19 protein-coding genes and 1 riboswitch are annotated in these 21,480 nt (G+C 45.9%); of the genes, 12 read left to right on the top strand and 7 right to left on the bottom strand.

Features of this window, described 5'->3' with window-relative positions; translation table 11 throughout:
• Positions 1 to 55: 55 nt before the first annotated feature.
• Genes FCL48_RS06070 through FCL48_RS06060 form a run of 3 tightly spaced genes read right to left on the bottom strand, consistent with a single transcriptional unit; the run spans position 56 to position 1,394 of the window.
• Positions 56 to 625 carry an RNA polymerase sigma factor gene (locus FCL48_RS06070; RefSeq protein WP_136871361.1) on the bottom strand — a complete coding sequence of 190 codons (570 nt, stop codon included), beginning with the start codon at positions 623 to 625 and terminating at the stop codon, positions 56 to 58.
• Positions 622 to 1,074 (bottom strand): Spy/CpxP family protein refolding chaperone, encoded by a 453-nt coding sequence (locus FCL48_RS06065; protein ID WP_136871360.1) that lies wholly within the window; start codon positions 1,072 to 1,074, stop codon positions 622 to 624. Before FCL48_RS06065 ends, FCL48_RS06070 begins: the two co-directional genes overlap by 4 nt.
• 11 nt (positions 1,075 to 1,085) lie before the next feature.
• Positions 1,086 to 1,394 (bottom strand): hypothetical protein, encoded by a 309-nt coding sequence (locus FCL48_RS06060; RefSeq protein WP_136871359.1) that lies wholly within the window; start codon positions 1,392 to 1,394, stop codon positions 1,086 to 1,088.
• 205 nt (positions 1,395 to 1,599) lie between these two features.
• Between FCL48_RS06060 and FCL48_RS06055 the strand changes: the two genes are divergently transcribed.
• Positions 1,600 to 3,381, top strand: coding sequence for a SpoIIE family protein phosphatase (locus FCL48_RS06055; RefSeq protein ID WP_136871358.1), 1,782 nt, complete (start codon positions 1,600 to 1,602; stop codon positions 3,379 to 3,381).
• A 132-nt stretch (positions 3,382 to 3,513) separates the two neighbouring features.
• Here FCL48_RS06055 and FCL48_RS06050 read toward each other — a convergent pair whose 3' ends face one another.
• Complete coding sequence (locus tag FCL48_RS06050) at positions 3,514 to 3,858, bottom strand: hypothetical protein (RefSeq protein ID WP_136871357.1); 345 nt, start codon at positions 3,856 to 3,858, stop codon at positions 3,514 to 3,516.
• A 285-nt stretch (positions 3,859 to 4,143) separates the two neighbouring features.
• Positions 4,144 to 5,091, bottom strand: coding sequence for a LysR family transcriptional regulator (locus FCL48_RS06045; RefSeq protein ID WP_136871356.1), 948 nt, complete (start codon positions 5,089 to 5,091; stop codon positions 4,144 to 4,146).
• A gap of 186 nt (positions 5,092 to 5,277) precedes the next feature.
• Here FCL48_RS06045 and FCL48_RS06040 point away from each other — a divergent pair, with 186 nt between their 5' ends.
• The 8 genes from FCL48_RS06040 to FCL48_RS06005 all read left to right on the top strand — a co-directional run bounded on the left by FCL48_RS06040 (position 5,278) and on the right by FCL48_RS06005 (position 14,962).
• Positions 5,278 to 6,297 carry a zinc-binding alcohol dehydrogenase family protein gene (locus FCL48_RS06040; RefSeq protein ID WP_136871355.1) on the top strand — a complete coding sequence of 340 codons (1,020 nt, stop codon included), beginning with the start codon at positions 5,278 to 5,280 and terminating at the stop codon, positions 6,295 to 6,297.
• Between the two features lie 59 nt (positions 6,298 to 6,356).
• Positions 6,357 to 7,169 (top strand): SDR family NAD(P)-dependent oxidoreductase, encoded by an 813-nt coding sequence (locus FCL48_RS06035; protein WP_136871354.1) that lies wholly within the window; start codon positions 6,357 to 6,359, stop codon positions 7,167 to 7,169.
• Between the two features lie 12 nt (positions 7,170 to 7,181).
• On the top strand, positions 7,182 to 8,057 hold the full coding sequence (locus tag FCL48_RS06030) for a radical SAM protein (RefSeq protein WP_136871353.1): 876 nt from the start codon (positions 7,182 to 7,184) through the stop codon (positions 8,055 to 8,057).
• A 177-nt stretch (positions 8,058 to 8,234) separates the two neighbouring features.
• Positions 8,235 to 9,296 (top strand): extracellular solute-binding protein, encoded by a 1,062-nt coding sequence (locus FCL48_RS06025; RefSeq protein WP_136871352.1) that lies wholly within the window; start codon positions 8,235 to 8,237, stop codon positions 9,294 to 9,296.
• Positions 9,297 to 9,433: 137 nt separating this feature from the next.
• On the top strand, positions 9,434 to 10,510 hold the full coding sequence (locus tag FCL48_RS06020; RefSeq protein WP_136871351.1) for an ABC transporter ATP-binding protein: 1,077 nt from the start codon (positions 9,434 to 9,436) through the stop codon (positions 10,508 to 10,510).
• Positions 10,511 to 10,512: 2 nt separating this feature from the next.
• Positions 10,513 to 11,370, top strand: a complete 858-nt coding sequence (locus FCL48_RS06015) for an ABC transporter permease (protein ID WP_240744762.1) — start codon at positions 10,513 to 10,515, stop codon at positions 11,368 to 11,370.
• Positions 11,367 to 12,227: an ABC transporter permease gene (locus tag FCL48_RS06010; protein WP_136871349.1), complete on the top strand. Its 861-nt coding sequence runs from the start codon at positions 11,367 to 11,369 to the stop codon at positions 12,225 to 12,227. The genes FCL48_RS06015 and FCL48_RS06010 overlap by 4 nt, the downstream gene beginning before the upstream one ends.
• Positions 12,228 to 12,799: 572 nt before the next feature.
• The gene (locus FCL48_RS06005; protein ID WP_169309105.1) at positions 12,800 to 14,962 is read left to right on the top strand and encodes a methyl-accepting chemotaxis protein; all 2,163 of its coding nucleotides are present in this window, start codon (positions 12,800 to 12,802) and stop codon (positions 14,960 to 14,962) included.
• A 127-nt stretch (positions 14,963 to 15,089) separates the two neighbouring features.
• Here FCL48_RS06005 and FCL48_RS06000 read toward each other — a convergent pair whose 3' ends face one another.
• Positions 15,090 to 15,662: a GGDEF domain-containing protein gene (locus FCL48_RS06000; protein WP_136871347.1), complete on the bottom strand. Its 573-nt coding sequence runs from the start codon at positions 15,660 to 15,662 to the stop codon at positions 15,090 to 15,092.
• Positions 15,663 to 16,162: 500 nt separating this feature from the next.
• Positions 16,163 to 17,374: an EAL and HDOD domain-containing protein gene (locus tag FCL48_RS05990; protein ID WP_136871346.1), complete on the bottom strand. Its 1,212-nt coding sequence runs from the start codon at positions 17,372 to 17,374 to the stop codon at positions 16,163 to 16,165.
• A gap of 178 nt (positions 17,375 to 17,552) precedes the next feature.
• Positions 17,553 to 17,775: riboswitch (cobalamin riboswitch) on the top strand.
• 209 nt (positions 17,776 to 17,984) lie between these two features.
• On the opposite strand from FCL48_RS05990, the gene trpD reads away from it, so the two are divergent.
• The 3 genes from trpD to cobT are packed head-to-tail and all read left to right on the top strand — an operon-like array spanning position 17,985 to position 21,416.
• Positions 17,985 to 19,085, top strand: a complete 1,101-nt coding sequence (gene trpD, locus FCL48_RS05985) for an anthranilate phosphoribosyltransferase (RefSeq protein WP_136871345.1) — start codon at positions 17,985 to 17,987, stop codon at positions 19,083 to 19,085.
• Positions 19,078 to 19,308, top strand: coding sequence for a hypothetical protein (locus tag FCL48_RS05980; protein ID WP_136871344.1), 231 nt, complete (start codon positions 19,078 to 19,080; stop codon positions 19,306 to 19,308). The genes trpD and FCL48_RS05980 overlap by 8 nt, the downstream gene beginning before the upstream one ends.
• Positions 19,305 to 21,416 carry a nicotinate-nucleotide--dimethylbenzimidazole phosphoribosyltransferase gene (cobT, locus tag FCL48_RS05975; RefSeq protein WP_136871343.1) on the top strand — a complete coding sequence of 704 codons (2,112 nt, stop codon included), beginning with the start codon at positions 19,305 to 19,307 and terminating at the stop codon, positions 21,414 to 21,416. Before FCL48_RS05980 ends, cobT begins: the two co-directional genes overlap by 4 nt.
• Positions 21,417 to 21,480: the final 64 nt, after the last annotated feature.

Below are 21,480 nucleotides of genomic sequence, written 5' to 3'. Positions count from 1 at the left end.
TCCTTCAAAGTTGATCTCTTCTTCTATTACGCAGCTGAAATCACTTTCCCTCAGATTATTGTTTGATTTTCTTTTTCAGTATTTTTTTGGCTCGGTATATTCTTGTTTCTATGGTCTTGGGGCTGACACCTAAAATCTCGGCGGCTTCAAGCTGGCTTTTTTCTTCAAGCGAAAAAAGGATAAGTGCACTTTTTAGTTTATGGGGGAGTTTGGCAATTTCTTTTTGCAGTAGTTCTATGTCATCTTTTGTCTCATTTTTCTCTTCGATACCGGCATCGTATCCAGTGAATCCTGCTTCTTTTTCTTTGGCCTCGTCAAAGGAAAAGAAACTGCGCAAAGCTCTTTTTCGGCCTCTGTCCCTGCATAAATTAAGGGCTATTTGGTAGAGCCAGGTTTTGAAGCGATACTCCGGGTTAAAGGATGTGGCACGGGTATAGACCCGGACAAAGGTCTCCTGGACAATGTCGTAGGCTAGATGTTCGTCATGGATGTAGCGAAGAACAAAATTATAGAGAGGTTCCTGATGACGCTCCATGAGCATGTCCAGAACAAGGTTCTCTCCAGCGCACAATCTACTGAGCAGCTGCTTATCACTGTCCTGTATGTCGAGCCCACCGGTGGTCATGGGTTTTGGCGCAGCCTCATTACCACATGGTCTTTAAGGCGTTCGGCCTGCTCTGGTGTTAATACGCTTTTTACTCTGGCCAGATGCTGCAGGGTAAGGTGCTGCAGGGATCCCATAGCACGATGGATTTCCATAACGACGCCAGCAACTTCCGGGTCTTCGTAACCTTTTTGTTCTAGGATGTCTGCAAGCTTGTGGTTCGCCGCCGCCATCTGATCAATATAGGTCTGCTTTTCGATAAGATACTCTTTTTCGATAGGCGCCAGAAGTTGTCTCTGTTCTCCTGTGGCCTCAAGTGTTTTTGTGTAAAAAGAGTCTAGATCATCATGGGATGCGGGCACGCAGTTCATCTGCTGGGGTTTTGGTGCAGTCTTCTGGCCAACGAATAGACCGATGGAAGCACCAGAAAAGAAAATAACCAAAAGCAAAATGACAGAAATCGGTTTCATGGAAGCAGTCCTCAGTCGTTCATGGATAACAGGGTAGTGGTGGTCAGGCTCTGATATGAGAAGTAGCGTAGATCAAACAGATCCGGTTCAACACTTTTGTTAAAAGAAATTTGTGATAACGCAAGGCTGGCCCCTAACAGCAAGACAAGAGAAAACGCCTTGATTGCAGGAGTCAGTGTAAAATTGAGCCAAGCCTCTGTGTTTTTATCGCCCCTGCTGCCCCGGATACTTTGCCACACATCATGTCCAAGCCCGTCTAAACAGGTGTAATCCGGATCCTGCTGAATAGTACGCACTAATTTTTTATCAAATTTTTCCATATCGTCACCTCTTTATGAGAATTGTATCACTAGTACGTTCAAAGAATAAGAATCCCTCCGATTTTTTTTGCGACAACGATGAATCGTTACGTTTAAAAGAAAAGTGAGGGAAGAACTTATCCTTAGCGTACAAAGGGTATAAAATAAATGTAAAACCATAAATCGCATGCCGTGTGTCGTATGGTGACCTCTGCTCATTCTTGTCATGATACAACTGAGAAGCCTTAAACAAAAAATAGCATTTTTAGTTATCCTGCCTCTGTGTCTTGTTATGCTCATCGCCGGAAGCCTCGGGATGCGACTCATAAGTGATGTATTGCTGAAACAATGGGAAGAGACCGCCATCAGTAAAATGCAAAGATCTGCCCACAATGTCGATATGAGATTGATGCGCCCTAAAGAGCTTTTTCGTTTTTTTCAACAAAAGAGAGAAAAACAGCTCTCCTGGAAGGATGCACAATTACTTATTGACCAGTTAAAGGCAGTTAATGGGGTTTTGGAGGTGAAATATGATTTCACAGAAGACAATCCGCATGCGATGGGAGGCATGTATAGCCTGCAGAAGATAATTATCTCCTCCCTTGGTTTTAATAGCACACTAAACAGTCAGACCGTGTCTGTTGTTGCCCAGTTTGTAGATACATCAGGAACAAAAATCTCTCATATCGAGGTGGTGGTGGAATTCTATGATCTTGTGGAGCAAATAGTCAAAGCGCCATGGTGGAGGGGAAACAAGGCTTATATAATTGATCAAAACGGGACAATACTGGCAAGTACAGAGCGCGGAGAGGAGCTCACAAAAAACACAAGTAACACCCGGCAGGTCTTTGGCTTGGCAAGTGAACTGGAAGCGAGCACATGGCAGGCAATACAGGATAACGATTCAGGTACAGTCTTTTCTCCAGGCAGACCTCCCAAAATTGTGAGTGGCTTTTACCACCTCAAAGAAGCCCCGTGGACGATTGTTGTTATGGCCCGGGGGGCAAGTGTTTTGCAACCCATAATCACCTTTAAAAAATATTTCTACCTTATATGTGCCATTGGTATTCTCTGCATACTTCTCTATTTATGGTTCATTTCAAGTAAAATAACACGTTCCATAAATAGAATTTCAACTGCGGCCAATGGCCTTGCAAAGGGAGTTTTCGGTGTACCTCTTCGTGTTGAGAGCAGAGATGAAATTGGTGATTTAACCCATAGTTTTAATCTCATGAGTCGTCAGCTCAAAGAACGTATCCAACTTCGGGAGGAGATGAGTCTGGCAGGGGAGGTTCAAAAAAATCTGCTCCCTCAAAGTGGTTTTAAGGCTGAAGGCCTGGATATCGCGGTCGCCACAAAATATTGTGACAAAACAGGTGGCGATTATGTTGATATCATAAAAACATCACATGCAGAAAGGCGGGCAACCGTTGTCGTTGGTGATGTCGTAGGCCATGGTATTGGAGCATCACTGCTCATGGCTACGCTGCGCGCACTTTTGCGGGGGCGGGCAAGTATGCCGGGATCACCAGTAGATATTGCCAATGATGTGAATATACTTTTATGCAAGGACACCCTTCGCTCCGGCAATTTTGCGACTCTTTTCTACCTCACTATTGATTGTTCTCTGAGAACTATAGAGTGGGTACGCTGTGGTCATGAGCCCGCTTTTCTCTTTTGTCCTGAGTCCAGTACTTTCAAGGAACTGAAAGGACCTGGCCTTGCGATGGGGGTCGATAAAGCTTGGCAAGCAAGCTTAAACAGCAGCATTTTTTTAGATGATAATCAGATTATCCTGATAGGCACAGATGGTATCTGGGACTTAGAAAATGATGAGGGTGAACGCTTTGGCAAAGAGAGACCTCAAGAGCTCATAAAAAAATACGCCCAACTCTCAGCCCGGGAGATAACAAACAGCATCCTTGAAGCGATAGAGATATTTCGTGGAGGGCGATCTCAAAATGATGATATCAGCTTGGCAATTATCAAAACACAGGAAATTCCATGAATTCCTCCTTTGCTGTTCATAGCGGGTCGGTGGCCAACGCTTAATTTAGGGGACCGCCGACAAATGAGGTTTTGACCTGTTGTACGTTAGCTATTACTGGCTGTTAAACTCGTTTATGCTACGTATGTATGGCTAAGACCGAAGCCCAAACTCGTTAATGTTCAGTGAATATCCTTTTCCGTCAGTCAGGATTAATCCTGTAGCTGTGTCATATTTGTAAAACATTTTACCAAGATCTACATTCCTGTTTATGACATTGACGACATAGCCGCTGGCAGCCAAATCAATAATGGTTGTTCTCATCTCTTCTTTTTTAACAAACATCGTTGTTTTAGGATCATAGACAAAAACGTTCCCGACGATTCGACACGCTGTGCCATCTGCTTTTTGAACTTCACCCAAAAAGTGCCGTCTGTTGGACTTTTCATACATAGCTCTATAAACGATATGGACCTTTTCTCCAATTTCGATGATCATGATTGTCTCACGTGTATGAGTTCATATAAATGGGACAAGAGCCCCTCGATTTTTTTCTTTCCACATTACCTTACCTGGAATCCGCTTTACCGTGGCGAAGTGGCAGATATTGTCATACCACCAGTCAGTCCATGAGGGCAACCCTTGATCAATGCAATTGATTTCGGGCGTGCGTTATGAAGGTCTCATCTGTGGTTGCCGTTGTCTTGTCGTCAGAGGCTGTAAAACAATGAAAAAGTCACAACCTGAAGACCCAGGAAAGCTTGCGAAGAAAATGATGCAGGATCACTGAGCTTCACTATCTGTTTTTCCTTTCTGAGGTGCAGAGATTGAATCTGAACTCCGGTCCCAATATGGAGGATTGCCGTAGCATTTTCCCAGATAGTCGATAAATGCTCTTACCTTCGGGGCCAGGAGTCGTGAGCTGGGATAAACCGCCCAGACCGCGGCCTCGGAAACAAATGGATAATCCTGCAGGATCTGCACCAGTTCCCCACGCTGCAAATGTTGATACACACTCCAACGAGAAGACATGGCGATACCTAATCCACTGGCACAGGCATCGCGGACCGCTTCTCCATGATCCGATCGAAAGACTCCTTTTGTTTTAATGCTCAATTGGCCCTGGGGTGTCTCGAAGACCCAGTTTTCAAGACCCATCAGATTAATGCACTTATGGTCACGCAGGTCACTGGGAGTCATTGGTTCACCAAACTCTTTCAAATATGCAGGAGTTGCACAGATTATTCTCGTGTCGGATGCCAGTTTTCTGGCAATCATGGTCGAATTTTTCAAGTCTGCATTGCGAATGGCGATATCAAAGCCACCCTCAACCAGATCGACGATCGAATCAGACAGGTGTAAATCTATTGAAAGGTCCGGATAGAGGGTGAAAAATCCTTGTAATATGGGGATGAGATGCATTCTGCCAAATGAGGAAGGGGCCGTGACCCTTAAGTTTCCTTTAGGCAGGACATCACCCACTCCTACAGATGAGAGGGCGGCCTCAATGCTCAATAATACTTCCTGCGCGTGGGGGAGAAAGGCAAGTCCTTCCTCTGTCAGTGAGACTTTTCGGGTGGTTCGATGAATTAAACGGATGGCAAGATCATCTTCCAGTTTGCTTATATGCGCACTTGCCACGGCAGGAGACAGTCCCAGTTCTTTGCCGGCCATACTGATGTTATTGGTGCTGGCCACGCGTACAAAAAGTTTCAGGTGTTCTGTATTCATCTTTAATTATCAATAAATTCTATAAACTGATTATTTGTTTCTCTTTATTATCAATTATTATATTGGCAATTATAATCCCATTATGCAATCAAAAAGAGTACGGAGGCATCAAAGTAGACAACAGATCTTCAAGTGAAGTCTGTAAGTTAGAAATCAAAAGCAACAAAAAACGCAAAGGACATGATCATGAAAGCAATAGGATACAAAAAAGCAGGACCAATTGATGCAGCAGACGCATTAATCGAATTTGAGGCAGAGGCACCCGTAATTGGGCCCCGCGACCTTTTGGTTGAAGTTAAGGGTATTTCGGTAAATCCTGTGGATGTAAAGGTTCGTGCTATCCCCGAACTGGGGCCAGCAGAAGGGCAGACTAAAATCCTCGGTTATGATGCGGCAGGGATTGTACGAGAGGTTGGTAGTGATGTGAGCTTTTTCAAGGTTGGTGATGAAGTGTATTACGCGGGCGAATTTACCCGGCCGGGAAGTAACGCCAAATTTCAGGCAGTCGACGAGAGAATCTCAGGTATAAAACCAAAATCCCTCGGTTTTGCAGAGGCTGCAGGTCTTCCGTTGACCTCCATTACCGCCTGGGAAATTCTCTTTGACTCTTTGGGGCTAAAAGAAAATGAAGGAGAAGGGGAAAGCCTGCTGGTTGTTGGTGCTGCCGGAGGTGTCGGTTCTATCCTTATCCAGCTTGCTAAAAAGCTCACTGGCCTTACCGTCATCGCCACTGCGTCCCGCCCGGATACCATAGAGTGGGTGAAGAAGATGGGTGCTGATCATGTGATCAATCACCGGGAATCTTTAGTGGAGCAGGTCAAGGCGCTGGGACTTGAACCGCGTTATGTTGCGAGCCTTAATGGAACCGAGGGTCATTTTCCTGCTATTGTCGAGTTGATCAAACCTCGCGGTCATATTGCACTCATCGATGATCCTCAGTCTCTTGACATCAATTCGATCAAGTTGAAATCTCTGAGCTTTAGTTGGGAGTTTATGTTTGCACGGTCAATGTTTCAGACGGAGGATATGGACAAGCAGTACGAGCTTCTCAACCGCGTATCAGAACTCATCGACGAAGGTACCCTGGTTTCAACAGTTACAGATAATCTTGGGACGCTCAGTGTTAAGACTCTGAAAGAGGCCCATGTCCAGCAGGAAAGTGGACGGGTTATCGGCAAGAACGTACTGAACGGTTTTGAAAATTAGAAACATACGCTGTATAAGCAACAGCCCCAGTCTTCACTGGTTGGAATAGAGGGGATAGTATGCAAAAAACAATACTTATTACAGGTTCAACCGACGGTATCGGCCTGGAAACTGCCAGAATGCTGGTGTCACTTGGTCACAAGGTCTTAGTGCATGGACGAAGTGCGGCAAAGCTTGCTGCGGTGGAGCAAAAGCTTCTTGCCATTGCCAATGCTTCCGGGCAGGTTGAAAGCTATGTCGCCGATCTGTCAGTCATGGCAAATGTAGAGACGCTTGCAAAGGTTGTTGCCCAGAAACATAAAGAACTTGATGTTCTTATCAACAACGCTGGCGTTTATGGGGTGGTAGAGAATGTTACAAAAGAAGGACTTGATACCCGGTTTGCAGTAAACACGATTGCACCCTACCTGCTGACAAAACGACTGCTACCGCTTCTTGGCAGGTCTGGACGAGTCATCAATCTGTCATCTGCGGCCCAGTTCCCGGTGGACCTTCAAGCTCTGGTTGGTAGAGCCGAACTCTCTGATGGTGCCGGGTATGCACAAAGTAAGCTGGCGATTACCATGTGGTCTCGCAGTATGGCTCTCTCACTGGGAGAAGGTGGTCCTGCAATTATTGCCGTTAACCCGAGGTCGATGCTCGGTAGTAAAATGGTGAAAGAGGCGTATGGGGTAGCTGGCAGCGATCTTCGAATCGGTGCGGAAATTCTCTGTCGGGCAGCGCTGTCAGGTGCGTTTGCTGCGGCTTCCGGTCGATATTTTGACAACGATATTGGGCAATTTACTTCACCCCATCCCGATGCCCTTGATCCACAAAAATGTGAAGCTCTTGTTGGCACTATTGAGACGATCCTGGCAGATATACTAAAATAGGATGATACGGATATGTATTACGAAGGAAAGATATACAGGCCCTGGCCAGAGGCAAACAGCCTGCTGATACAGACAACAATTGGTTGTACCCATAACAGGTGCACATTTTGTGATATGTTCCGGGAAAAGAAATTTCGTATCCGTGAGCTTGATGATATTTTCAAGGATATCGAGGAGGCAAGAGGTATCTCTCCTCGTATCGAATCTATTTTTCTCATTGATGGAAATGTCCTTGCCCTGAAAACCGAGTTTCTTGTCAGAATCCTCGAGAAGATCACGACGACTTTACCGGAGTGTTCAAAGATTTCACTCTACGCCGGGCTCAACGATCTGAGGCGCAAGTCTGTTCACGAGCTGAAAGAATTAAAGGCGGCAGGGGTGACAATGGCGTACACCGGTTTGGAATCCGGAGACAGCGAAACACTTTTGCGGATAAAAAAAGGATTGACGCCTCGGCAGGCTGAGGAAGGAATGGCAAAGGCAAAAGCTGCAGGAATTGAGGTTCTCATTTCAATCATCTTTGGAATTGGTGGCAGGGAACGCTCCAGAGAACATATCCTAAAAACCACAGACCTGCTGAATATCTTGCAGCCTGAAGAACTCGCTCCCATGGCACTGGCCATCCAGCCGGGTACCGAATTGGACAGGGAGGTGAGGTCTGGGGATTTCATACTGTCGACGCCCTTGCAGATTTTGGAGGAGGAAAAGTATCTTCTGGAAAATTTGAGTGGTTTTACAACCTATTACTGGGGGGATCATGGCAATAATGTTGTTCCCATGAAAGGCTGGTTGCCAGACTCCAGGGAAAAATTTTTAGCAAATATCAACAAGGCTATTTCCACCAATCCGATCTGTAAAGAGGAAGTCCTCAGGACATTCTCGTGGTAACGGGCAAGGTGATCTTTTTAGAAGCTGGCCTTCGCCTTGTTAGAACCTCATGAGGAATTCATTTTTTCTTCATGAATTGGTTATGACTTGTTTGCGCATTGATAGTATTTACGGTAAAGTAGGTCCTTTCGATGTGATTACTTGTGTCATGATTATTCATTCTATTGAGGAGCAGCCATGAAAAGAATTCTTGTTTTAGCCGTGATGCTGACGCTATCCCTGTCGTCCAGTGCATTCTCTCAGGAAACCTTAAAAATTTTGACCTGGAAGGGCTATGCCCCCCAGCAGTTAGTCGACAAGTTTGAAAAAGAAACAGGAATAAAAGTTGAGTTGACCCTATCCAACAATGAAGAGATGATTGCAAAACTTCGGGCCACCCGAGGCGCAGGCTTTGATCTGGCCCAACCCAGTCAGGATAGAATTTCTTCCGTACAGGAAAAATATCAAATCTATCAGGCAATGGATTACTCAAAAATCAACGCAGATCAGTTGATTGGCTCCATGCTGGATGCGGTAAAAAAGAATACAGCAGTGGGTGGAGATTCTTTCGGTGTTCCTTTTTGCTATGGAACCTCAGGCCTGATTGTTAACAAAAAACTGGCTGCTGAAGCCAAAGATTACAGTGACCTCCTGAATAAAGCCTATGAAGGCCGAATCAGCTATCGTCTCAAGCGCCCAACCCTGATTGGTCTGGCCTTTGCGATGGGCGATGATCCTTTTGCTAAATACAACGATGCTGCGGCCTATGAAGCTTTGATGAACTCCGTTGCTGAGAAGATGGTTGCAGCCAAGCCTCTGGTTAAGAATTACTGGTCCAATGGAGACGCCCTTCTGGAAATGGTACGCAGCGGTGAAGTTGCCGTTGCCATGGGCTGGGATAACGGGGGCTGGAAACTCAATGCAGAAAACCCTGATATCGATTTTGTAGCCCCTGCAAGTGGTGCTCTTGGTTGGATTGATACATTTGCAATCCCTGCAAAAGCGAAAAATGTGGAAGCTGCCTATAAATGGATCAACTTTATTCTTGCTCCTGAAAATGCCGCGATTTTCACCAATCTTGAGAAATATGGAACCGCCTCAAAAGGTGCGGACAAATTTCTGGATAAAGAGATTGCCGATAATTTCAAACGGTCTTTTAGTGAGGCGGACATAGACAATATCAAGTGGTACCCACCTGTTCCCGCCAACCTTGAGCAGATTGAAGGAAAGATTTTAGATAAAGTTAAAGCAGCCCAATAAAGAAAATTGCACGAGTCCGCATTTCTCGTTACTATTGAGAAATGCGGGCGACAATCCCACGTTCTCTCCCACTGAAGTCGCAATATTGAAGATATATTGCTTTTTTTGTTTCAGCAGTCCACAGTGAGTATCCCCTTATGCCAGTTGTTCTTGATATTGTTGATTTAACAAAGAGGTTTGCCGATTTTGTTGCCGTGGATAATGTCTGTTTTCAGGCGGAAGAGGGAAAGTTTTTCTCCATTCTCGGTCCCTCCGGGTGCGGAAAAACCACCTTGCTTCGGATGATTGCAGGTTTCCTTGAACCTACCTCAGGCTCCCTGCAGATTCGAGGAAAAGATATGCTGGGAATACCTCCCAACAGACGTCCTGTGAACCTTGTCTTTCAGAACCTGGCACTTTTCCCCATGATGAACGTTGCAGATAACATAGGCTTTGGTCTGAAAAGACAGCGATGTCCCAAAAAAGAGATCGCATCGAAAACCGAGGCTATGCTGGAACGTGTTCATCTGAGTGGTTACGGCTCAAAAGATATCAGCCAGTTATCAGGCGGGCAAAAACAGCGCGTGGCCATAGCCCGAGCCCTGGTGCTTGAGCCGTCCATTCTTCTTCTTGATGAACCACTTGGGGCACTTGATCTGAAATTACGCGAACAGATGAAAATCGAGCTCAAAAATCTGCAGCGGGAAGTGGGGACAACATTTATCTACATAACCCACGATCAATCCGAGGCCCTTGTCATGTCTGATACTGTCGCCGTAATGAACGCCGGCAGGTTTGAGCAGATCGATACCCCACGTAATCTCTACAGCAGACCGGCTAGCAGTTTTGTCGCTGGATTTGTTGGGGAAACAAATATTTTTGCAGCCTCGGTTGAGGATATAAGTCCGACACTTCGCCTGCGTGCAGAAAACGGTGTACTCTTTAAAGCAACAGCCATGCAGGAAATGGCAGGCGCAAAAAAAGGCCGTCTTTTTATCAGGCCCGAGGCAATAATTTTAGAACCTGATAGCGGGCTGGATAATCTCAATCGTTTTGAAGTTACCGTTCGTACCATTTTGTTTGATGGATCCAACACCAAAATTCTGGCCATGCTCGGCGACAGGGAGATAACAGTGGCATTGCCGCAAAATCAGCAGTTTGCCCACATTACCCCTGGAGAAACAGTTTCTGCCGGGGTGCATATAGACGCATGTAAATGTTATCCGGGAGAGTAAGGGTGAAATTCAAGCTTAGCTCAGGCCTGTTCATTTTTTTGACTCCGGTGCTGCTCTGGTTGTTCCTGCTGATTGTCATTCCCCAGATCGAACTGCTGCTTATGTCCCTGCGCGGTGAAAACAACCTGGGTGAGCCAATCTGGACCTTTGCCAATTATCTCCATTTTTTCACCGAGGAGATTTACTGGTATACCTTTGTCAGAACAGCGACGTACGCCATAATTGTTACCGTTCTCACCTTTATTGTCACCTTTCCTGTGGCCTTTTATATCACTAAAGTGGTCTCAAAGCGGCTGAGTGTCTTTCTGACGATCCTGCTTCTTGTACCGTTCTGGGTAAGTGAGCTTGTGCGGGTATACGGCTGGATGATTCTTTTGAGGGAAAGCGGTGTCCTCAACCATATTATGCTGAGCCTGGGGCTTATAGATAAGCCAGTCGAAATGCTCTACAATGATATCTCAATGATTATGGGGCTGGTCTATACTTCGATGTTATTCATGGTTGTGCCGTTGATCTCCTCTCTTGAAGGGATGGATGACAGCCTGATAGAGGCAGCACATGATCTTGGTGCTTCTAAATGGACGATTTTTACAAGAATTGTCATTCCCTATGCTGCACCCGGTATTACCTCCGGCTCAATCGTTGTTTTTATGCTGGCGCTTGGTAACTATCTAACCCCAAATCTCATGGGTGGTAAGAACTCACTCTGGTTTACGGAACAGATCTACAACCAATTTATAGCAAGCTTTAACTGGAACCAGGGGGCCGCTTTTGGCTTTCTCCTGCTTCTACTCTCCTCACTCATTATCTGGGTTGGCCTGAAAATGAGCAAACAACAGCTGGGGAGGGTGTTGTCATGATACGATCGTTGCCGCAGGACAGAGGTTACTCTTTTGGCTTTAAATTCTATATTATCTGCTACTTTATCTTCTTGTTTGCGCCCTTACTGGTCACATGTGTCCTGGCCTTCAACGATTCAAATTTTCCTTCACTACCGTGGAAGGGCTTTAGTCTGGACTGGTTTTTTGCCAACACAGGGGAGCGGGTCGGTATCTTCCACGACAGCAGCAATCTCTCTTCCATCTGGGTGAGCGCACAGACGGCATTTATCGTTTCCGTGCTGTCTCTTATCGTTGGTACTATGGGTGCTTTTCTCTTTGAACAGCAGGACTTTCCCGGAAAGCAGGGACTCTATTTTCTCGCCCTGACCCCGCTGGTGATTCCAGGTGTTATTCTGGGCATTTCTCTTTTATTGACGGCCAATGCACTCGGTCTTTTTATCGAGGAGAGTACGGGCCTAGATATTCCTCTGTTGCGTCCAAGTTTCTGGCTTGTCGTTTTCGGCCAGTTTTCTTTTATCTCAACCTTTGTGCTGCTGGTTGTTTCGGCTAGACTAAGGAAATTTGATCATTGCCTGGAAGAAGCTGCACTTAACCTCGGAGCCTCCAGGTTTGATGTTATTTGTTCCATCACCATTCCTTTTCTCCGGCCAGCCCTGATTGGTGGCGGCGCCGTTGCGTTTCTCATGAGCTTTGAAAACTTCAACACCACGCTCTTTCTTGTTGGCTCAGATACAACCCTGCCTGTGAACCTGTATCTGCAGGTGCGTGATGGTTCAAGCCCTGTCATCAATGCGGTCTCTCTACTGCTTATTGTTTCAACGTCTCTGCTTGCAATGATAAATCTGCTCATCAACAGGGATAAAAAAGTTGAATGAACGACGCAGGAAAGGCCATCTTCAGGTGTTAGCCCGGATTTCTTCCATCGATACAATTTTTCGCAGGTCGAGACACAAACCATACCGCTGAAGCACATTGCTGCAGGTGGCTTGTAACGCTGCACCTGGGTAAAAATCTATTGACTCGAAGGGTGAGCTTTGGATGTGCAACGAAAAACACATTTTATTACGCAACAGTCAATTTAAAAAATGAAATCATGCCTTTGCGTTTGTAATCAAAATGTTCATCAGAAACGCGGCTTATAGATGTTGCTCCGACGCCTGACAATTTTTTAGCCCTGATACGACCACCTCTCCTCCCCCAAAAAAAGTACCTCAGGTTGACAGGATTTTTCCTTTCTTATCCTGCTTATAGCAGTCTTTTCGGACTTCCTGATTGCTGAACTCTTTCGAAATATTGAGGGGGAAAGTATCTATTTTCCCACAGAAAATAATAACAAATAATAGATTTGTTGTGCGCTTAAAAAAAATTTCAATCCTCCTGATATTTGTGATAGGCTTTATTTCAGGTTGTTATTTTTGGGTGGTATTTCATGATATGGGAGGCGTTGATGGTATCGATGTTTAAGAAGGTTTTTCCAAAAAAAGTTAAAACAAAGCTGCTATTGATTGTTGGAGTTTTGATCACAATTATGGTGGCTGCCCCGGTGTATTTTTCCTACCAGAAAACGGTAGATAATGCAGTTGATGGTTTCAAGGATGAAGTAACACACACTCTGAAGCAGGTACGTTATCTGGTAACCGATGGCAAGGCGCAACAACTTCTTCTCCTCGCACAAACGGTAGCGGAGATGCCTACGGTACAGGATAATGTGATGTATCAGTCCCGCTCAAAACTGCTGGATATCATGGGACCTCTTTTTGTGAGCCTACAAAAGATAATAGACCTCAATGTCTTTCATTTTCATCTGCCACCCGCGACCTCTTTTTTACGCCTGCAAAAACCTGAAAAATTTGGAGATGATCTCTCCAGTTTCAGGAAAACAGTGGTTCAGGTAAACCAAACCCTGCAACCGGCTGTGGGACTTGAAGTCGGTAATGCCGGTCTTTCTGTTCGTGCAGTTGTCGCTGTTCAGTATTTAGGCAGAAAGCCAGCAGGTTCAGTGGAGTTCGGTGCACCGCTCAATGATAAATTGCTCAACGAAATAAAGACCAATCTTGGGGTTGATTTATCGCTTATTATTCCCGATGGGCAAGGGTTCAAGTACCAGGCCAAAACCCATGATCTGGCAATCCCGGAAAATGACTACCCATTGTTGCAGGAGGTTATGGGCTCTGATCAGGTAAAAACCGTACGTCACGAAATCAATGGCAGACAGTTTATAACCTCTTATGTGTCTCTTCAGGACTATTCCGGTGAGAGTGTCGGTATACTCTCTATTCCAAAAGATATAGAGGGGATACTGTCTGGTGCCAGGAAAACGGCCTTGAACTCTATTATTGCAGGGCTCATAGCACTTATTCTCGTTCAAGGCTTTGTCTACTATATCTTTACCAGGCTGATTGACCGGCCGATACAGAAATTTACCACCATCCTGGAGCGGGCAAGTGGAGGCGATTTAACCCAGGAAGTGGACGTAAGTTCTATTTCACAGGTGAACTGCTCTGAAATTTTGGCATGCGGAAAAGAAGATTGCTCAATGTATGGACAAAAAGGGTTTTGCTGGGAGGAAGCGGGGTCCGCTGCCAGCAATGTACAATGTCCGAAAATTTTATCTGGAGAATTTAAGTCGTGCTCGGAGTGTAAGGCGGTTTTCCGTACGGCGGTGACCGATGAGTTTTCGGAACTGAGCGCCTATATGCATTCTTTTATTTCGAATGTTCGCACCCTTGTCAGGGATATTAACGTCAACAGTACCAATTTAAACAACTCATCTGAGCAGCTGACATCACTATCGGAGAAGATTGACAGTGGCTCAACGGAGTCGGCTGACAGAGCAAAAGGAGTTGCAGCAGCCGCGGAAGAGATGAGCTCCAATATGGCTTCAGTTGCCGCAGCGACGGAAGAGGCCACCGCCAATGTCAATGTAATGACGACCGCGACCGAAGAGATCAGTGCGACGGTTGGCGAAATTCAGCAGGCAACCATGAACGCCAAAGGGATAACAGGGGATGCTGTTTTGCAGGCATCTGATATTTCTAAGAAAGTTGACGCCCTGGGGAGTGCTGCATTCGATATTGGTAAAGTTACAGAGACGATAACCGAAATCTCCGGTCAGACAAACCTTCTTGCTCTGAATGCCACCATTGAAGCGGCCAGGGCAGGGGATGCAGGAAAAGGATTTGCCGTAGTGGCAAATGAAATAAAAGATCTGGCAAAGCAGACCGCAGAGGCAACCGGGGAGATTAAACAAAGAATTGAGGGAATACAAACGTCAACGGATGTAACTATTACAGGAATAAAGAAGATTTCAGATATCATTACTGAAATTGACTCCATTGTTTCCAGTATCGCCGTATCACTTGATGAGCAAAGCGCAACAATGACGGAGCTTACGACCAATATCGCTCAGGCTGGGGAGGGGATAGGTGAGGTCTCAGAAAACGTGGCACAGAGTTCAACGGTATCACAGCAGATCTCAGAAGATATCTCAGAAGTTCATATCGCGGTCAACAACATCTCTTCAGACACCAGCGATGTCAGGAAAAATGCTGAGGAATTACGAGATCTTTCCCGTTCACTGAAGGTTTTGATAGAAAAGTTTAAATTGTAGTGGAGCAGTAGGTAATTGTAGAAAAAAAGGGTTCTGCTAAAAAAGCAGGGCCTTTTTTTTGCTTCAGGGCTTCAAAAAGTAATGTGACAAGGCCACCCCAAGACGGGAAAGTATCCACTACGGCAGGTTAGCAGGCGGTATAGACCCTGTTGCGGCCTTTCTTTTTTGCCTGGTACAGGGCATCGTCTGCCCTTTGGATAAAACTGTTTTTCGTCTCGCCGGGAACAAGAGTTGCGACGCCAAAGCTTGCGGTTTGCGTATCTATTGAATCAAAGGAAAGTTGCGAATAAATCTGTCTGAGATGTTCGGCCTGGATAGATGCTCCTTCTGCCTTGGTTTCTGGGCAGATAATCAGGAATTCTTCTTCTCCCCAGCGACTGATGAGGTCACACTCTCTGGTGTTATCCATCAACAGCCTGACCAATGATTGAAGTACTTCATCTCCAGTCTGGTGTCCCCAGGTGTCGTTGACTTTTTTGCAGTAGTCAAGGTCTGTAAGTATTATGGAAAGATCCCCATTATATCTGCGTATACGATTGATTTCCTCCTCAAGCTGCCTGTTTGCCTCAGCAATTTTTTTGTTGAGCTGGAACAGTTGCCTGTTCCAGAGAAGAATAACAACAACCACAAAGGCAATTGCCGCAAAAATCTTCCACAGGATCTTATAATTAACCTTATGTTCAAAGTATAAAGTTTCCATTTCTGATAGACGGCATCAATAGCATTTTGCGGGATGGAACGGATCAGCTCACTCATAATTGAATGGAGATAAGGTTGTCCTTTTTGGATGCCGATATGTATGCTGCCTTTGGTCTCTGAATAGCCGGTGATCTTCAGGTCGTTAAGGCCTAAGTGCCGTATATAATAGGCGGTGACAGATAGCGCAAGTAGCGCACCATCGGCTGTTTTATTTGAAACCTGGACCAGGCACTCCTGGGTAAGTGTAATGGATATTTTGGAAGACTCTCTGTCGTGTTGTGTTATTGAAAATCTTCGTTCTGTTGCTCATCAGTTTGGGCAAAGAGGGGGGCGAAAAATAAAAGGCCGAAGGTGAGGGTTGCAAGCAGAGTTTTGAAGAAATTGGTCATTTTGGACAGGGGGGGTTATGTCTCGTAAAGATCCCAGCTTACACCTGTAATAGCAAAAATGCGAAGGTTGACTTGGGTTCAATATGGTAGAGATAGTCCCGTTTTTGCAGCCTTACAGGGCTGCCAGGTTGTCTGCATACGCCGTTGCATCAAGATAAAGCTTGTGAATATCTTTGGTATTTATATCTAATTGCTGAAGTGTCTGGAGATAGCTCTCGTGCTGCCCTTTCTCATAGTGGACCACAGTTTTTAAAAATGGAGCAAGCGGTCCGGTCTGGAAGATGAGCGCCTGCTTTATCTCGTCGGAAACGGGAACTTTCTCAAGAATTATCTCTATGGGACTTTCGAGCATTGCATCAAGTAGAGAAAACAGACCCAGGAGAAAGAGTTCGTCCGGGTTTGTCAACCAGCCACTGTGCAGGCCAAGTTGTTCGCAGAATTTAGCCCGAATGGTTACAAGTCTTATGATTTCCCTCGGTCGCTTCGAAGCAAGTTCCGAGATTGCAACCAGGGTCACAAATCTTCTTATCTCGTCCTCTCCCAGATAGGTGATTGCGTGGGTTATAGATTCGACGCGCTTTATCAGATAAAAATATGCAGAATTGATATACCTGAGCAGTTTATAGGAAAGAGAGACATCAGCTGTGATTATTTGCGTCAGTTTGCTCATTGAAGTTTCTTTTTTACTGATTTCTGCAATGAGTGTGAGGAGGTGCAAATGGGAAGTTTCCAGCTCTTTTATGCGTATGACTTCTGGTTTTGCGAAAAAATATCCCTGAAAATAGGTAAACCCGAGTTTGACGGCTTTTTGGAATTCTTCGTGTGTTTCTACCTTTTCTGCCAGCAACTCAATATCGTAACGGGAGAGGTAGTGTAGCGCTTTGTGAATGGTGTTTACCGGCGTAAGTTGAATGTCGAACTTGATAATGTCTGCCAGCTCAATTAAGGGTGAGAGTTTCTGGTGAAAAATAAAATCGTCCAAGGCAAGAATATAACCTTCTTTTTTGATTTTCTTACAGGCATTGATCACTTCGTCTGTTGGCCGCACATCCTCAAGGATTTCGATAATAATTTTATTTTTCGAGAAGTTCCCTACAATATCAGTGAGTAAAAGTTCTTCGGTGAAATTAATAAAACAGGGTTTATTGTTGCTGATCTTTTGCAGGCCTTCTGTCAAAAAGGCTCCGGTGAGCAGGGAGGTGGTTGCCCGTTCTCCACCAATGTTGATAAGACTGAGATTTTTTACTCCCCGGTAGAGCAGTTCATAGGCGAATAGTCTTCTGTTAAAATTGAAGATCGGTTGTCGGGCAATGATAGTTTCCATTCATATCCAAAAGTAAAAATTACAGTTCTGACGAAAAATCGATGAGAAAACCATCGCCACCGTGCTGGGTTTATTTTAGCACAGGAGAATGTCGATGTTGAAGAACTTTGTTGAAGAGGTCTGAATGTGTTCCTTTCTTCACCAGTTTTACAAAGACTTTGAATTATCGGGTTGAAATGGTATAAGAAATGTATCAGGTGCATGTAACGTTAAAAGGAAAGACGGTGCGATTCCGTCACAAGCCAGTCCTTGCTGTATACGGAGGCTGTAGCAACGGGAGAAATCACATTTCTCCAAGCCCTTGTGCTATCTTGGGCCGTCACTGGAGAAAATCTGGGAAGGCGGTTGTGTTGCAGAATAATCCGTGAGTCAGAAAGCCTGCCTGTTATGGGAGCTCATTCGAGCTGTCATCAGAGTTTACCCACTGGAGCTACTCTGTGTCTGTGCATAGTCCGTATCATTATGTCACTTTATTGTGGCAGATAATGGTGGACCATGCTGTTACGGATACGGAGACTTGTCTTATACGCTTTATTTTTTTCGTATCCAATTCCAAATTTTTTCCAACCGCTCCACGGAGCAGGTAATTAAAGATATAAAGGGATTACTTATGGATATGGTGAAAAATAAACAAATCGGTCTGTATATCGGCCAACTTATTCAAAAGAAAAATCTTTCGGCAGAGAGCGCTTATGAGGCTTTTTCCATGGTGTTGGCAAATGAAGTGACCGAGATGCAGCAGGGTGCCTTTCTTGCCGCATTGACGGCAAAAGGAGAAACAGCACAGGAGGTTGCCGGTGGCTGGAGGGCGATCTATGAACTGGATACCGAAAAAGTTGATTTTAAAGATCTTACCGTGGTCGATAATTGTGGCACGGGAATGGATACCTTTAAAACCTTCAACATCAGTACCGCAGCCTCTCTTGTGGCGGCAGCCGGGGGTGTTAAGGTTGCAAGGCATGGGGCGAGGGCCATTACCTCCTCCTGTGGCACTGTTGACATGGCCGAATTGCTCGGGGTGGATGTGGAGTGTGAAGTGGGGCTGGTGAAAAAAAGTGTCTATGAAGCAGGAATCGGCCTTTTTAACGGCATGAGTCCTCAGGTTCATCCCATGGCTCTTGGTCGTATTCTTTCCCAGATCTGTTTTGGTTCTCCCTTAAACATTGCGGCGTCTCTTGCCCATCCCGCTCTACCAAGGGTCGCTGTCCGGGGGGTTTATTCACCGGCACTGGTCCAGCCTGTGGTTGAGGTGATGCAGGCCATCGGTTACAGTGATGCCCTTGTCGTCTACGGGGCAATAAACGGCAGTAATAAAGGCATGGACGAGGCCTCGGTATGTGGTGAGACGGTTGGGATGTTGCTCAGAAACGGCAAAGTTGAGCCAATATCTTTTATGCCTGAGGATGTTGGAGTTTCAGTACATCACCCCGAGGCCTTGTCGTCTGAAAAAACTCGTGAGATTGCAGCCAGAAACATGTACGAACTGCTTGCGGGGAGAGGCGGGGAGGCGAGAAACGACGCCGTGGCCCTTAATGGTGGCTTGATTTTTTACCTTCAGAAAACAGTACCAACCATCAAGGAAGGGGTTGAAAAAGCCCGGGAACTTCTGTTGTCGGGCAAGACTTTTCGTACTCTGGAAGGTTGGGTGGCTGCACAAAACAGAGATGCAGATGCTGGGCTTGCCAGACTGGAGGCGCTTGGACATGGATAAATCCCTTACCGCCGAACTCCTCATTGTAAAAATCGGTACGGATTATATCCGCTTTGTTGACCAAGGGTTTGAACCGTGTCCTATGAACAAAGGTTCGGTATTTGCTCTGTCTGAAGCGTCTCAACTTCAACAGAAATGCGTCCGGCTTTTGCCTGAATATGCAAATTTTCAAATCATGAAACTAACCATTTTTGAAGAACCTTTTCCCCTCATTGAGCCATGAAACTCATCCTGAAAAAAAGTGGCAGTCTGTTCTTTGAGCAGACAGACGAAAGGCCTGAACCTCAAAAAGGATACAAGATTTTGCGGGTACTCTGTTGCGCCGTTTGTAGAACTGATGCCAAAATGTGGCGTCTGGGGCACAGAGATCTTTTGTTGCCAAGGGTTCTGGGCCATGAGATTGCCGCAGTCGATGACAGCGGTACGCTTTATACAGTCTGGCCGGGACAGGCTTGTGGCGCTTGTGCCTACTGTAGAGAGGAAAGAGAAAACCTTTGCGAAGAGATGAAGATTATCGGTTTTCATTCAGATGGCGGCTTTGCAGGCTTTGTCCGGGTCTCTGAAAAAAGTCTGATCCCGGTAGGGGAAGATCTATCTCCTGAGTTGGTGACCTTTGCTGAACCTGCGGGTTGCGTTCTTCATGCTTTGAAGATGCTTCAGCCTCAAAAAAGTGAGCGGGCCATAATTTATGGCGGCGGGGTGGTGGGCATGATTGCCGCACTGATGCTAAGAGAAAAGGGCTGCTCGGTTACCGTAATTGAGCAGAGTCAGGCAAAAATATCACGCCTTGCGGCCTTGGCTGCAGAAAAAGAGATTGAACTTTGTAAAGATACCGTGAACGCGGATTTCGATCTTGCTATTAATTGTTGTGCCAGCCATATCGCCTTTAGCCTTTGTGTCACCAAGTTGCGCAAAGGGGGACGGTTGGGGTTTTTCAGCGGGCTCACAAAAAACGAGGAAATTGATACCAATCTGCTGAACCTGATTCATTACAAGGAACTTGTCCTGATGGGAAGCTATGGGCCCAGAAAAGCAGATATGTTAGAGGCCCTTTCGTTTTGCAGCCAGCAAAAGAATGGTATCTCCCAGCTTATCGAGAGGGTTGTTCAGCCTTTTGAGGTTGAGGAACTCTTACCCTCAATTTTGGCGGGAGAACGTCTCAAATACATTGTACAAATGTCAGGTGACGGACGAACACAAGTTGCGCAGGAGGATAATCGTCCGCAGGTTGTCGCTTGCCCACCTGAGTTGCAGCGGGGACTTTTAAAATCTGCAAGAGTTAAGGCTCTAATTCATAAGATTGTACCCACTTCGGACAACACCAGAGGTGCTGCCCAGAAAAAGGTGGATATGAAGACCAAACCACTGGGGGCCCTGGGACGGCTTGAGGCCCTGGCGGTACAAATCAGTTGTATTCAAAAGAGCCTGACACCTGATGTTACCGGCAAAAGAATGTTTGTTTTTGCCGGAGATCATGGAGTTGTTGAAGAGGGCGTCTCTGCATATCCAGCCAGTGTCACGGTTCAGATGGTGGAGAATTTTCTTGGTGGAGGGGCTGCCATTAATGTTTTCTGTCGGCAGTATGGTATTGATCTTGCCGTGGTTGATATGGGAGTGAATGCAGACTTTGATGCCCATCCCTTACTTGTGCAAAAAAAGGTTGCCTATGGCACTAATAATTTTGCAATCACCGAGGCAATGAGTTGTTCACAGGCAATTGCCGCCATCGAAAAAGGTGCTGAGAGTTTTCTTGAAAAACAGCGTGAAGCCCCCTGCAGGATCGTAGGACTTGGTGAAATGGGTATCGGAAACACCAGCAGCGCCACCGCTATAATAGCCGCTGCAACAGGCAGGAGCATAGCAGACATTGTTGGCAGGGGGACTGGTGTTGATGACAGGGGGCTTCTGCGTAAAATAGAGGTACTGGAAAAAGCGCTTCACCTGCATAAACCCTCAGGAACAGATGGGCTTCTATTGTTACAAACTCTTGGTGGCTATGAGTTGGGCGGGATCTGCGGGGCGGTTCTGGCTGCGGCCTCTGAGGGTTGCTGTGTCGTACTCGATGGTATTATCTCTACTGCAGCTGGGCTTCTTGCCTATTTGATCTGTCCTGAAGTAAAAGATTATCTAGTGGCGGGCCACAGGTCTGTTGAGGTCGGGCAGAAAGCAGCCCTTGATTTTATGGGACTGGAACCTGTCGTTGATCTCGGGTTTCGACTCGGCGAAGGGACTGGGGCTGCAATTACCATGAATCTGGTTGAGCTTTCCTGTTCTATGATGCGGGAGATGGCTACTTTTGACGAAGCTGGTGTTGATGGCAGCACGCACTAGTATTCTCAAGGAAATAGGGTGATTGCCTCTTGAGCAGGGTGTGGAGAAATAGAACGTACTCCTC

The organism is Desulforhopalus sp. IMCC35007, from assembly GCF_005116575.1.
Lineage (GTDB): Bacteria > Desulfobacterota > Desulfobulbia > Desulfobulbales > Desulfocapsaceae > Desulforhopalus_A.
The sequence above is the reverse complement of the archived record's forward strand: the minus strand, read 5'-3'. Positions and strand labels throughout refer to the sequence as shown.